Here is a 14,069-nt window from a genome sequence, read left to right on the forward strand (position 1 = left end):
TGAACGCCATGAAGAATCTCCTGCTGCGCATCAACGACCGCCTCTACATGACCTGCGTCTGGGTCGCCGGCCTCTCGGTTCTCGGGGTGGCACTGATCATTCCCTGGGGTATCTTCGCCCGCTACATCCTCGGCACCGGCTCCAGCTGGCCGGAGCCTACCGCCATCCTGCTGATGCTGGTGTTCACCTTTATCGGCGCCGCCGCCAGCTATCGCGCTGGCGCACACATGTCGGTGGCGATGATCACCGACCGCCTGCCCCCCCGCCAACGCCAGGTCATCGGCATCGTCTCGCAGCTGCTGATGGGCACCATCTGCCTGTTCATGGCCATTTGGGGCACCAAGCTGTGCCTGTCCACCTGGAACCAGTTCATGAGCGCCATTCCGACCCTGCGCGTGGGCATCACCTATATGCCGATCCCGATTGGCGGGCTGCTGACCCTGATCTTTGTGGTGGAAAAACTCCTGCTCGGTGACCAGAGCAACCGGCGCGTGGTGCGCCTCGACCTGGTGGAAGAAAGCGAAGGGGCCGCCTGATATGGACGCATTGATTCTGTTGGGCAGCTTTATTGCCTTGATCCTGATCGGCATGCCGGTGGCCTACGCCCTGGGTTTGTCGGCATTGATTGGCGCGTGGTGGATCGACATCCCGTTCCAGGCCCTGATGATCCAGGTGGCCGGCGGGGTAAATAAATTTTCGCTGATGGCGATTCCGTTCTTCGTGCTGGCCGGGGCGATCATGGCCGAGGGCGGCATGTCGCGCCGCCTGGTGGCGTTTGCCGGCGTGCTGGTGGGCTTTGTGCGCGGCGGCCTGTCCTTGGTCAACATCATGGCCTCGACGTTTTTCGGCGCGATCTCCGGTTCGTCGGTGGCCGACACGGCCTCGGTCGGCTCGGTGCTGATCCCGGAGATGGAACGCCGTGGCTATCCCCGCGAATTCGCCACCGCGGTGACCATCAGCGGTTCGGTGCAGGCACTGTTGACGCCGCCCAGCCATAACTCGGTGCTCTACTCCCTGGCAGCGGGCGGCACGGTGTCGATCGCCTCGTTGTTCATGGCCGGTGTGGTCCCCGGCCTGTTGATGAGCGCGTGCCTGATGGTGCTGTGCCTGATCTTCGCCAAAAAGCGTAATTACCCCAAGGGCGAAGTCATTCCCTTGAAGCAAGCGCTGAAAATCTGCGCCGACGCGCTGTGGGGCCTGATGGCCATGGTGATCATCCTCGGCGGCATCCTCTCCGGCATCTTTACCGCCACCGAATCCGCCGCGATCGCAGTGCTGTGGGCGTTCTTCGTGACCATGTTCATCTACCGCGACTACAAATGGAGCGAACTGCCCAAGCTGATGCACCGCACGGTACGCACCATTTCCATCGTGATGATCCTGATCGCCTTCGCCGCCAGCTTCGGCTACATCATGACCCTGATGCAGATCCCGGCGAAGATCACCACGCTGTTCCTGACCCTGTCGGACAACCGCTACGTGATCCTGATGTGCATCAACGCCATGCTGCTGTTGCTCGGCACGGTGATGGACATGGCGCCGCTGATCCTGATCCTTACTCCGATTTTGCTGCCCGTGGTGCTCGGCATCGGCGTCGACCCGGTGCACTTCGGCATGATCATGCTGGTGAACCTGGGCATCGGTTTGATTACGCCGCCGGTGGGCGCGGTGCTGTTTGTGGGGGCGGCCGTGGGCAAGGTCAGTATCGAGCGGACCGTGAAGGCGTTGCTGCCGTTCTATGCGGTGCTGTTCCTGGTGTTGATGGCGGTGACCTACATTCCGGCGCTGTCGTTGTGGCTGCCCAGTGTGGTGCTGTGATGATGATTGAACTTGAAGATAACCTCACCCACCTGACCTTGAACCCGGCCGTGGGCGGCAGCATCGTCAACTGGACAGTGCGTGCCACCGGGCAGCCGTTGCTGCGACACAACGATGAGCAGGCGATCCATACCGGTTTGCCGGGCAAGCTGGGGTGCTATCCGTTGGTACCCTGGTCCAACCGCATTGCCCATGGCGGTTTCGACAACCCCGACGGTTGGCTGGCACTCACGCCCAACAGCCTGACCGATCCGCTGCCGATTCATGGCTCTGCCTGGCAGCACGGGTGGCAAGTGGTCAGCCAGGCGGCGGATGAGGTGGTGCTGGCGCTCGAATGCGCCACGCCGTTTGCCTACCGCGCCGAGCAGCGTGTTCGCTTGAGCGACGGGGTTCTAGGTATCGAACTGCGGGTGACGCACCTGGCTGCAACAGCGGCGTGGCATGGCGTGGGCCTGCATCCGTACTTTCCACGCCGACCGGGCACCCGGTTGCAGGCCAAGGCCGCACAGGTGTGGATGAGCGATGCGTCCAAGCTGCCGACCGGGTTGGCGGCGGTGCCGGGAGAGTGGGATTTCCAGGCATTGAAAAACCTGCCCGAAGGCGCGGTGGACAATGGCTTTTGCCAGTGGGACGGGGACTGCCGGATCGAACAGCCGGAACTGGGTTATGCGCTGGAATGCCAGGCCAGCGGGGCCGATTACTTCCTGCTGTACTGCCCGCCGGGGTTGGGGTTCTTTTGCATCGAGCCGGTGAGCCATCCGGTGAATGCTCATCACCTGCCAGGGCGGCCGGGCCTGACACTGCTGGAACACAACCAGTCGGTCCAACTCAATTTCAACCTGAAATACACCCCCCTGTAGGAGCGAGCTTGCTCGCGAAAAACCTCAGGGCAACGCGGGTCATCAGGCCCCCCGCGTTATCGTTGACGATCTTCGCGAGCAAGCTCGCTCCTACAGGGATCAGCGCCATGCTCAAGGTGGGGAGTTTTTCAGGCGCCCAGCCGTGTCGATACTCACCACCACCGACAACCCCGGCCGCAGCCGTTCACTCTCAGCCTGATCCGGGTCCACGGTAATCCTTACCGGCACGCGCTGGGCAATCTTCACAAAGTTGCCCGTGGCGTTATCCGCCTGCAACAGGCTGAACTCCGAGCCGGTGGCTGGGGATATATGCTGCACCGTGCCGCGAAACTTGCGGTGGTTCAGCGCATCCACGGTGAAGGTCACCGGTTGGCCCACCTGCACGTTGTTCATCTGGGTTTCCTTCATATTCGCGATCACCCACAGGTGCTTCGGCACCAGCGCCATCAACTGCGCGCCGGAGTTGACGTAGGCACCCAGCCTCACGCCAATCTGCCCCAGTTGACCGTCACGGGGTGCAGTAATGCGGGTGTTGGACAGGTCGATACGCGCCAACTCCAACGCCGCTTCGGCACTGGCCACGGCCGCTTCCAGGGAACCGCGATTGACGATGACCGTCTGCAAATCCTGCCGCGCGATTTCCAGGCTGGCCTGGGCTTGCGCGACCGCCGCAATAGTCTGTGCATGGGCGGCGCGGGTTACGTCCAGCTCGCGCTTGGACACCGAACCGTCGCTGATCAACGCTTCATTGCGCCGCAAGTCGGCGGTGCTTTTGCGCGCCTGCGCCTGGCTGTCCACCAATGCGGCCTGGCGCAGTTTGATCGTTGCTTCGGCACTGTTGCGTTGCTGCACCACATTGGCCAGCGAAGCCTTCTGCACCGCCAGTTGGGCCAGGGCCTGGTCGAGGCGCTGCTGGTAGATGCGGTCATCCAGGCGCACCAGCAAGTCGCCGGCCTTGACGTACTGGAAGTCCTGCACCGGCACCTCGAACACATAGCCGCTGAGCTGCGGGCCGATAATGGTCACCTGGCCGCGCACCAGGGCGTTCTCGGTGGTTTCCACCGCGCTGCTGAACGGCGGCAGCTGCCAGGCGTACAGCACGACCAGCACGCCCACCAGGGCAATCGCGGCAAAGCCCAGGGACGAAAGGATGCGTACCCACAGGGAGCGCGGTTCGGTGACGGTGGCCCCCGGTGGTGTGGTGCCTTCCGGGGTGGCGGCGATGGCATTGGTAGTGGTCGTGGTCGGTTCGGTCATGAAGAGGCGCCGCTGGGTTGAACGGGAGTGGCTGCTTTAGTGGTGCTCATCAGCCACAGACTGCGGATAAAGATCCAGATCATGGTCAGGATCGCGATGATCGCGATCAGCATGAACACATCGTTGTAGGCCATGACATTGGCCTCACGGGTTGCCGCGGTGGCCAGGCTGCGAATCCCCATGAGGTTGCGCAACTCCGGGTCAGCGACGATGCCGCCATAGGCCGAGCCGCCGCCCTGCACTCGGGCGGCCACGCGAGGGTCGAGCAAGGTCAGGTGCTCGACGATCATGCTGGAGTGAAACTTCTCGCGCACCACCTGGAACGTGCCGAGCAACGCCGCGCCGATCAGGCCGCCGAGGTTCTGGCAGATCCCGAACATCACCGAGAAACTCACCAGGTTGCGTGGGTTGGTCAGCACGTTTTTAGTCCCCAGCACCATGGTCGGCCCCAAAAAGAAGGTGCCGCCAAAGCCTAGCAGGAACTGGCTGATATACAGGTTCTGCGGGCGGGTCAGGTTACTGGAGAAACTGTCCATCACCGAGCCGGTGGCCATCAGCGCCAGGGCAATCACCAGCGGCATCAGCAAGTGCGCCGGGTTGATCGTCAGCGCACTGACCACCAGCCCGCTGATCGCCCCAGCCAGCATCACCACGTACAGCGTGTGCATCTGCTCGTAGCTCATGTTCAACATCTGCATGAACCCCACCGCGCCGGTGGACTGCTCGGACAACACCATGCGAATCAGGATCACCGCCAGCGCCAGGCGAATCATGGTGCCGCTGCCCAGCCAACGGGTCATCAGCAGCGGGTTGGCGCGATTATGCTCAATGGCCAGACCAGTCATGATCAACACCAGGGAACAGGCCGAGGCCACGCCGATCCACGGCGCTTCCAGCCACCAATCGATACGCCCCAAGGACAGCACCGCGCAGAGCAGCGCCACACCGCTGGCGAGAATGGCGAAGGTGAGGAAGTCGAGTTTTTCAAAGGTCTTGAAACGGTCGCCGGGCGGCAACTTGAGCAGGAACACGCAGCCCAGGCAGATCAGCGCCATGCCCAGTTCGAACAGGTACAAGCCGCGCCATTCGGCGATTTGCAGCAGGTCTTCGGAGAACAACCGCGCCAGGGGCAAGGCCAGCTGCGCGGTCCCCAACCCCAGCACCAGCGCCTTCAAGCGCCATTTGGCGGGGAACGCCTGGATCATGTAGTACAAACCCAGGGAACTGAGCGCCGCCCCCACCATCCCGTGGGCTGCCCGCACGGCGATGGCCGAGTTGAGGTCGTTGACGAACAAGTGGCCGAAGGTCACCAGTGCATAGAGCACCAGGAACACCTCGGTAAACGCACGCAGGCCGAATTGCTGGCGAAACTTCACCAGCAGCAGGTTCATGCACACGTTGGTCATCACATAGGCGGCGGGCAACCAGGCCATTTCCGCGGTGGTCGCGCCCAAGGCGCCTTGCAGGTATTGCAGGTTGGCGATCACCAGCGAGTTGCCCAGGCCGCCGGTGATGGCTACGAGTACGCCGACCAAGGCATACAGCCAGCGCTTGTGGGTGGGGTGCAACGGCGTCGACGGCGAGCCCGGCAGGCTCGGGCGCTCGTGAGGCTGCCAGGTGCGGGGGGTGTATTTGTCCATTCGGTGACCTTGATGAGCCGACACGCAAGGTCGGTGACTCCATTACTCAGGGAGTAGTAAACCTGAGAGGAGTTCATCTTGCCATGTTGAAGGGGCAATTGATGCCTGGCGTGGGCAAGGTCAAGTATGGGGGTTGGCGGTGATGGCGGCGTCTGGGCTGACCAGCTTTCTGGGTTGGGTACAGAGCAAGGTCTATCTGGTCCATGGAGATCAAAATGTGGGAGGGGCTTGCCCCCTCCCACATTGGATCTCCTTTGTATTGGAGACCACACGCCCTATCAGATCCAGCCGAGCCAGCTCCAGTAAGTCGCCGCAAACACCAGCATCAGCAGGTAGCCGATCAACGTGACCAAAATCCCCACCTTGGCAAACTGCCGTGCCGTAAACGTCCCAGTCCCCAAACACACCATGTTCTGCGGCGCGTTGATCGGCAGGATAAACCCGTAGCTGACGACAAACCCCAACAGCATCGTCACCCCCAACCGGTTGAATTCCCCCGGCAGGGTCTGCAACACCGCAATCAGGATCGGCAGCAACGCCGAGGTCAATGCCGTGGCGCTGGCAAACCCCAAGTGGATCACGATCAAGAATGCCCCAAGAATCGCAAACACCCCCAGCGGCCCCACGTGGTCCAAGCCGGTGTGCGCCACCACCTGGGAACCCAGCCACTGCCCGGCCTGGGTGGTCAGCAGCGCCGTGCCCAGGCTGATGCCCACGCCAAACACGATCACCGTGCCCCACGGGATACGCGATTGCACGTCCTTCCAGGTCATCACGCCAATGCCCGGCAACAACAGGAACACCAGGCCGGCATAGGTCGTCGAGGTGGTGTCGAAGTTGTGCAGGCGCCCTTCCGTGGCCCAGGCCAGCAGAAGCAGCACCGACACAGCCAGCAGGCGCTTCTGCGGCCCGGTCATCGGGCCGATATCCACCAGCGACTGCGCCACCGCCTCTTTGCCGCCAGGGATGCTGTCGCTTTCCGGCGGCAGCAGCTTGATCACCAGGAACAACAGCACCGCCGACATGATCAGCGCCCATGGCGCCCCCGCGATCAGCCAGTCGATCCACGACACGCGCTGGCCGAGCATCTTGTCCATAAAGCCCACGGTCAGCAGGTTTTGTGCGGCGGCGGTCTGGATGCCGACGTTCCAGATGCTGGTGCCCTGGGCCACCACGATCATCAAGCCCGCAGCGATGTTGGAGCGTTTGTCGACGCCAAACGCAGCGACCACGCCCATCATGATCGGCACCACACAGGCACTGCGCGCGGTGGCGCTGGGGACGACAAGGCTGAGCAGGATAGTCACCGCGATCGCCCCCAGCAGAATGCCGCGCGTGCTGGTGCCCACCCGCGTCAGGGTGACCAGGGCGATACGCCGGTCCAGACCGGTGTGAGTCATGGCGGCGGCGATGAACAACGCACCCGCCACCAGCGCGAGCGCGGGGTTGGAAAAGCCGGTGAGCGCCATGCTGATGGCCGGGCTGGAACCGATCAGGTGCGTGGGGTCCTGCAGCGACGGCGCGGTGCCGAGCAGGAACGCCATCAGCGAAGTGATCATGATCGCGCTGGCTTCATACGACACCGCCTCGGTGATCCACACCACCACGGCAAACGCGAGGATCGCCAGCATGCGATGCCCCGCCACCGGCAAGTCGGCGGGCATCGGCAACAGCAGCACCCCGACCATCACCAGCACGGCGACGACCAGGCCCAGGGGCAACTTGAAGGATGCAGCGGTTGTTACGGGGGCGCTCATGGGGTTCTCCGTCGGCCGTCAAATCAGGCAGGGAGCATGGCGCAAAATGCCGCAGGCGGTGTTGACAGGTATCAAGACCCTAGGCCAATAACTGGCTCAATACCGCCCGCAACTTCCCGGGCTTGACCGGTTTGTTCAACAATGGCGCGTCCAGCCGCCGCAGCATGCGCCGGCATTGGTCGGTGCGGTCAGCCGTGATGATCACCGCGGGAATCGGCTGGTCGAAGTGCTCGCGCAGGTACTTGACCACCTCGCAACCCACCACGCCGTGGTCGAGGTGGTAGTCCGCCAGGATCAACTCCGGCGCCCTGCCCTGCAACGCCAGCAAGGCGCCGGCCTGGTCGGTGGCGGTAACCACCTCGCAGCCCCACTGGCCGAGCAGCGCGCTCATGCTTTCCAGGATGCTGAGTTCGTTATCCAGCACCAGCAAACGCCGCCCCGGCAAGGGGTTGCCCGTCGTCGCTTGCACCGGCAGCTGGCTGATGGCCAACGGCATGTCCTCGCTGATGGGCACTTCGATGCTGAACATCGACCCGCGCCCCGGCCACGAGCGCACCGCCACCGGGTAGCCGAGGATCTCGGCGATGCGCTCGACAATCGCCAAGCCCAGGCCCACGCCCTTGCGGTCCGAGGCACGGCCGACGTCCAGCTGGTTGAATTCGAGGAAGATCGCGTCGAGCCGATCGGCCGGGATGCCGCGCCCGGTGTCCCACACTTCCAGGCGCAGGCGGTCGCCACGGCGGCGCGCGCCGAGCAGGATGCAGCCGTCGTCGGTGTAACGGCAGGCGTTGCTGAGGAAATTGCGCAGGATGCGCGTGACCAGGCGCAAGTCGGTGCAAATCGCGTAGTGGCCGGTATGCGCGCGCAGATTGAGCCCGGCGGCCAAGGCCACTGACTGGAATTCCGAGACCAGCGGCGCAAACAGTTCATCCAGGCGATACACCGCCACATCCGGCTTGACCGCGGCCTGGTCGAGCCGCGAGATATCCAGCAGGTCGGTGAGCAAATCCTCGGCGCCTTCCAGGGCCTGGTGGGTGCGCTCGACCAGCACCTGCTCGACGCTGGGCAAGTTGCGTTCGCGCAGGGTGGCGATCAACAGGCGCGCGGCGTTGAGCGGTTGCAACAGGTCATGGCTGGCGGCGGCGAGGTATTTGTCCTTGCTGCGGTTGGCGGCCTCGGCGGCATCGCGGGCATCGCGCAGTTCCTGTTCGACCTGTTCGCGCTGGGCGATCTGCTGTTGCAGGTTGCGGTTGGCTTCCAGCAACTCATCGGTGCGCGCCGCCACCCGTTGCTCCAGCTCATCGTTAAGGCGGATGTAGCGCTTGCGCTCGGCCTCCAGCTCATCGAGCCGCGCGGTCAGTTCCGGGTAATGGCTCTTGCGCGCCGACTGGTCGCCCAGCCCCAGCAACCCGGCCAGGGCGCGCTGCTGGTCGTCAGAGAGCTTCGCCATAGACGACCTCGACGTCACGCTGGCTCGACTCACGGGGGTTGGTGAGGATGCACGGGTCGTGCATGGCATGCTGGGACAGGAACGGAATATCCGCCACGCGCACCCCGTGCAAACCGAGGGTTTCGTGAAAGCCGATCGCGTGTTTCAGGGCAATCAGATGCTCCACCAACCGCCCACGAATCTGCCGATGGTTGAGGCCCCGGCAGTCGATGCCGAACGTCTCGGCAATCACCTTGAAACGCTCCGGCGCCGAGTTGTAGTTGAACGCCACCACGTGTTCCACCAGCACCGCGTTGCACAAGCCATGGGGCAGGTCGAGAAACCCGCCGAGGCTGTGGGACATGGCATGCACCGCGCCGAGGATCGCATTGGAGAACGCTAAGCCGGCCTGCATGCTGCCGAGCATGATCTTCTCGCGCAGGGCAATGTCACCGGGGTTGGCGATCATCTGCACCAGGTTGCCGTTGATCAAGCGCATGGCTTCCAGCGCATGGGGATCGGTGAGCGGGCCGTGGCCGGTGGACACGAACGCTTCGATGGCATGCACCAGCGCGTCGATACCGGTACAGGCGGACAGGAACGGGTCCATGCTGGCCGTGGTTTCCGGGTCGATCAGCGACACATCCGGCACCACCGCCTTGCTGACGATGGAGAACTTCATGCGTTCCTGTTGGTTGGAAATGATCACGAACTGCGAGACATCCGCCGACGTGCCGGCGGTGGTGGGGATCAGGATCAACGGCGGGCTGGGCACGCGAAGGGTGTCCACCCCTTCGAATTCGAGGATGTTGCGTCCATGGGCGACCACAATGCCGATGGCCTTGCCGCAGTCCATGGGGCTGCCGCCACCGATGGCGACGATCACGTCGCAATGGTTGTCGCGGTACACCTCGGCGCCCAGCATCACTTCTTCTACGCGCGGGTTGGGTGATACGTCGCTGTACAGGCAATAGTCGATGCCGATGGCTTGCAGGCTGGCTTCCACATCGGCCACCCACCCCGCGGCGATCACACCAGGGTCGCTGACCACCAGGACCTTGCGCGCACCAAAGGTCTTGGCGTAATTACCGACGTTGTGCCGGCAGCCGGCACCAAAGATGATTTCAGGCGAGACGAATTTACGCAGGAGGCTCAGATTTGGGCTCATTGGAAAGCCTGTTGTTATTATTTTTGGGAGATGCACTTCACACTAACCCATTCGCGGACGAATGCAATCAGACCAAAGGGTCATTCCCAAAACGAGCCCGGCCAGCGCGTGGCTGGCCGGGGGTGGATCAGCGGCTGGCGAAGTACATGGTCACTTCAAAGCCGATACGCAGGTCGGTAAACGCGGGTTTAGTCCACATGGGGCGATCCTCTTGTTGTGCCGGAAGATTCCGGTGAAGGCATTAATGCATGGGGGGATGGGGGTGCGAATGCTACTTTCGAACGAGTGAGGGCACTGCATTAGTCGCGAACGTACAGGGAGCAACATGTGGGAGGGGGCTTGCCCCCGATGAGGGAGTGTCAGTTGAAACAGCTGTGACTGACACACAGCTATCGGGGGCAAGCCCCCTCCCACAGTTGATTGCATTTCAAGTTGAAATCAGAAGAACCCCAACGGATTGATGTCGTAGCTCACCAGCAGGTTCTTGGGACGAGGGTACGAATGCTGCTTTCGAACGAGTGCGGGCACTGCATTGGTCGCGAACGTACGGGGAGCAACATGTGGGAGGGGGCTTGCCCCCGATGAGGGAGTGTCAGTTGAAACAGCTATGACTGACACACCGCTATCGGGGGCAAGCCCCCTCCCACAGGGGACCGCGTTGCATCGGAGGGTTAGAAGAACCCCAACGGATTGATGTCGTAGCTCACCAGCAGGTTCTTGGTCTGCTGGTAGTGATCCAACATCATCTTGTGGTTCTCACGCCCCACGCCGGACTTCTTGTAGCCGCCAAACGCGGCATGCGCCGGGTACAGGTGGTAGCAGTTGGTCCACACGCGACCGGCCTTGATCGCCCGGCCCATGCGGTAGGCACGGTTGATATCACGGGTCCACAGCCCGGCACCCAGGCCGAATTCGCTGTCGTTGGCGATCGCCAGGGCTTCGGCTTCGTCCTTGAAGGTGGTGATACCCACCACCGGGCCGAAGATTTCTTCCTGGAACACGCGCATCTTGTTGTGGCCCTTGAGCAGGGTCGGCTGGATGTAGTAACCGCTGGACAGGTCGCCCTCCAGGCGCTCGGCCGCGCCGCCGGTGAGCAACTCGGCGCCCTCTTCCTGGGCGATTTTCAGGTAGGACAGGATCTTGTCGTATTGCTGCTCGGACGCCTGGGCGCCGACCATGGTTTCGGTGTCCAGCGGGTTGCCGCGCTTGATCTTGACGATCTTCTTCATCACCACTTTCATGAAGTCGTCGTAGATCGACTCCTGCACCAGCGCCCGCGACGGGCAGGTGCACACTTCACCTTGGTTGAAGAACGCCAGCACCAGGCCTTCGGCGGCCTTTTCGATGAACTGTGGCTCGGCGTTCATGATGTCTTCGAAGAAGATGTTCGGCGACTTGCCGCCCAGTTCCACGGTCGACGGGATGATGTTCTCGGCGGCCGCATGCATGATGTGCGCGCCGATGGGCGTCGAGCCGGTAAAGGCGATCTTGGCGATGCGCTTGCTGGTGGCCAGCGCTTCGCCGGCTTCGCGGCCAAAGCCCTGGACGATATTCAGCACGCCCGGTGGCAGCAGGTCATTGATCAACTCGGCAAACACCATGATCGACAGCGGCGTCTGCTCGGCCGGCTTGAGCACGATGCAGTTACCGGCGGCCAGGGCCGGGGCGAGTTTCCAGGCCGCCATCAGCAGCGGGAAGTTCCACGGAATGATCTGCCCGACCACGCCCAATGGCTCATGGAAGTGATAGGCAGCGGTGTGTTCGTTGATCTCGGCGGCGCCGCCTTCCTGGGCACGGATGCACCCGGCGAAATAGCGGAAGTGGTCAGCGGCCAGGGGCACGTCGGCGTTGAGCGTCTCGCGCACGGCCTTGCCGTTGTCCCAGCTTTCGGTCACGGCCAGCACTTCGAGGTTCTGTTCGATGCGGTCGGCGATTTTCAGCAGCACCAAGGCGCGATCCTGGGCCGAGGTCTTGCCCCAGGCGTCAGCGGCGGCGTGGGCGGCGTCGAGGGCCTTGTCGATGTCGGCGGCGTTGGAGCGCGGGAATTCGGCGATCTGCTCACCGGTCACCGGCGAGGTGTTGGTGAAGTACTGGCCGCTCTGCGGCGCGACGAATTCGCCGCCGATGTAGTTACCGTAGCGCGACTTGAAGCTGACGATGGCGCCAGGGGTGCCAGGTTGTGCGTAGATCATGTTAAGGCCTCTGTCTGGGTCCGGGCCTGTCGGTCAACAGGCGATGACCCGATAGTAGAGAGCCCCCGCTGCCGGGCGAATGCGCCGTTGGCAGGGGGGCTCTTGTCATTTGGTCGTAGATTCAGTGTTTGGCGACCAGTTCTTTGGGCAGCTTGAAGGTCCAGAGCATGCCGCCCTGGTTGAAGTCCTTGATGCGCTTGGCCACTTCACCGCCCCACAACGGCACCGCGCCGCCCCAGCCGGAGAGCACCGAGACGTACTGTTCGCCGTCCATTTCCCAGGTCACAGGCGAGCCGAGTACGCCGGAACCGGTCTGGAACTCCCAGACCTTCTCGCCGGTCTTGGCGTTGAACGCCTGCAGGAAACCTTCCGGCGTGCCGGTGAACACCAGGTTGCCCTTGGTGGTCAGCACCCCGCCCCACAGCGGCGCGAAGTTCTTGTGGCGCCAGACTTCCTTGCCGGTCTTCGGGTCGATGGCACGCAGTACGCCGATGTAGTCTTCGTTCAACGGCTTGATGGTGAAGCCCGCCCCGAGGAACGCCGCGCCTTTTTTGTAGGCGATGTCTTCGTTCCAGATGTCCATGCCCCATTCGTTGGACGGCACATAGAACAGCCCGGTGTCACGGTTGTAGGCCATCGGCATCCAGTTTTTCGCGCCGAGGAACGCCGGGGCGACGAACACCGAGGTGCCCTTGGTTTCACCGCCCGGTGCGCCTGGGCGACTGGCTTCGTTGTAGATCGGCCGGCCGTCCTTATCCAGGCCGCTGGCCCAGGTGATCTTGTCGACAAACGGGAAGCCACGGATGAACTTGCCGTTGGTGCGGTCGAGCACGTAGAAGAAGCCGTTACGGTCGGCGGTGGCCGCAGCTTTGATTTCCTTGCCGCCTTCGGTGTAGTTGAAGGAGACCAGCTCGTTCACGCCGTCATAGTCCCAGCCGTCGTGGGGCGTGCTCTGGAAGTGCCACTTGATGGTGCCGTCATCCGGGTTCAGCGCCAGACGCGAGGATGAATAGAGGTTGTCGCCGGGGCGCAGGTGCGAGTTCCACGGCGCCGGGTTGCCGGTGCCGAACAGCAGCAGGTTGGTTTCCGGGTCGTAGTAGCCGCCCAGCCATGGCGCCGCGCCGCCGGTCTTCCACAGGTCGCCAGGCCAGGTCTTGCCCGCCTCGCCGCCGGAAATGCCGTTCTCCACAGCCTTGCCGTCCTTGTAGACATAGCCCATATGGCCTTCGACGGTTGGACGCATCCACAGCAGGTCGCCGTTTTTCGGGTCGTAGGCCTGGATCTTGCCCACCACGCCGAATTCGCCACCGGCCACGCCGGTAATCAGCTTGCCGTTGACCACCAGGGGCGCGGCGCTGATCGAGTAACCTTCCTTGTGGTCGGCAACCTGCTTGCTCCACACCACTTTGCCGGTGTCTTTATTCAGCGCTACCAGCTTGGCATCGAGGGTGCCGAAGAACACCAGGTCGCCGTACAGCGCCACACCACGGTTGATCACGTCGCAGCAGGGGCGGATGTCATCGGGCAGGCGCGCATCGTACTGCCAGAGTTTCTTGCCGGTGCGCGCATCCACCGCGAACACCCGGGAGTAGGAACCGGTGAGGTACATCACCCCGTCCTTGATCATCGGCTGCGCCTGCTGGCCGCGCTGTTTCTCGCCGCCAAAGGAGAAGGCCCAGACCGGGCGCAGGTCCTTGACGTTGTCCACATTGAGGGTGTCGAGCGGGCTGTAGCGCTGGCCCTGCACGCCCAGGCCGTTGGTGACGATCTGCCCAGGGTTTTTCGGGTCCTGGAGGATGTCCTGGTCGGTCACGGCGGCCATGGCTTGGCCGGATAACAGAATGGCACCGAGCAACACACTCAAGGCGAAGGGTTGGCGGCGTGCGGGTTGGGTCATGACGGCTACCTCTGCGGTTTTTTGTTATACCCGGGAAATTTTCCCGGTCTG

Annotated in this window: 11 protein-coding genes; 3 read left to right on the forward strand and 8 right to left on the reverse strand. The window is 63.0% G+C overall.

The genetic code is table 11. From position 1 onward, the window contains the following. Positions 1-8 precede the first annotated feature (8 nt). Genes AB7933_RS21910 through AB7933_RS21920 form a run of 3 tightly spaced genes read left to right on the forward strand, consistent with a single transcriptional unit; the run spans position 9 to position 2,678 of the window. Positions 9-536 carry a TRAP transporter small permease gene (locus AB7933_RS21910; protein WP_024076303.1) on the forward strand — a complete coding sequence of 176 codons (528 nt, stop codon included), beginning with the start codon at positions 9-11 and terminating at the stop codon, positions 534-536. A 1-nt stretch (position 537) separates the two neighbouring features. Continuing rightward, positions 538-1,818: a TRAP transporter large permease gene (locus AB7933_RS21915; RefSeq protein ID WP_024076304.1), complete on the forward strand. Its 1,281-nt coding sequence runs from the start codon at positions 538-540 to the stop codon at positions 1,816-1,818. A 2-nt stretch (positions 1,819-1,820) separates the two neighbouring features. Next, entirely contained in the window at positions 1,821-2,678 is an 858-nt protein-coding gene (locus AB7933_RS21920; protein ID WP_041161255.1) for an aldose 1-epimerase, read from the forward strand. Positions 2,679-2,789: 111 nt separating this feature from the next. On the opposite strand, the gene AB7933_RS21925 is transcribed toward AB7933_RS21920, so the two are convergent. From AB7933_RS21925 to AB7933_RS21960, 8 genes are all read right to left on the reverse strand, one after another. Continuing rightward, positions 2,790-3,935 (reverse strand): HlyD family secretion protein, encoded by a 1,146-nt coding sequence (locus tag AB7933_RS21925; protein ID WP_024076306.1) that lies wholly within the window; start codon positions 3,933-3,935, stop codon positions 2,790-2,792. Continuing rightward, positions 3,932-5,575: an MFS transporter gene (locus AB7933_RS21930; protein ID WP_024076307.1), complete on the reverse strand. Its 1,644-nt coding sequence runs from the start codon at positions 5,573-5,575 to the stop codon at positions 3,932-3,934. Before AB7933_RS21930 ends, AB7933_RS21925 begins: the two co-directional genes overlap by 4 nt. A gap of 278 nt (positions 5,576-5,853) precedes the next feature. Then, positions 5,854-7,332 carry a DASS family sodium-coupled anion symporter gene (locus AB7933_RS21935; protein ID WP_024076308.1) on the reverse strand — a complete coding sequence of 493 codons (1,479 nt, stop codon included), beginning with the start codon at positions 7,330-7,332 and terminating at the stop codon, positions 5,854-5,856. 79 nt (positions 7,333-7,411) lie between these two features. Then, entirely contained in the window at positions 7,412-8,782 is a 1,371-nt protein-coding gene (locus tag AB7933_RS21940; RefSeq protein ID WP_024076309.1) for an ATP-binding response regulator, read from the reverse strand. Beyond that, positions 8,766-9,929 (reverse strand): alcohol dehydrogenase-like regulatory protein ErcA, encoded by a 1,164-nt coding sequence (gene ercA, locus AB7933_RS21945; protein ID WP_024076310.1) that lies wholly within the window; start codon positions 9,927-9,929, stop codon positions 8,766-8,768. Before ercA ends, AB7933_RS21940 begins: the two co-directional genes overlap by 17 nt. A 127-nt stretch (positions 9,930-10,056) precedes the next feature. Then, the gene (gene pqqA, locus AB7933_RS21950; protein ID WP_010209364.1) at positions 10,057-10,128 is read right to left on the reverse strand and encodes a pyrroloquinoline quinone precursor peptide PqqA; all 72 of its coding nucleotides are present in this window, start codon (positions 10,126-10,128) and stop codon (positions 10,057-10,059) included. Positions 10,129-10,600: 472 nt separating this feature from the next. Continuing rightward, positions 10,601-12,121, reverse strand: coding sequence for an aldehyde dehydrogenase family protein (locus AB7933_RS21955; RefSeq protein ID WP_024076311.1), 1,521 nt, complete (start codon positions 12,119-12,121; stop codon positions 10,601-10,603). Positions 12,122-12,242: 121 nt separating this feature from the next. Then, positions 12,243-14,018: a PQQ-dependent methanol/ethanol family dehydrogenase gene (locus tag AB7933_RS21960; protein ID WP_024076312.1), complete on the reverse strand. Its 1,776-nt coding sequence runs from the start codon at positions 14,016-14,018 to the stop codon at positions 12,243-12,245. Between the last annotated feature and the right edge of the window lie 51 nt (positions 14,019-14,069).

This window comes from Pseudomonas gorinensis (assembly GCF_042015035.1).
Lineage (GTDB): Bacteria > Pseudomonadota > Gammaproteobacteria > Pseudomonadales > Pseudomonadaceae > Aquipseudomonas > Aquipseudomonas gorinensis.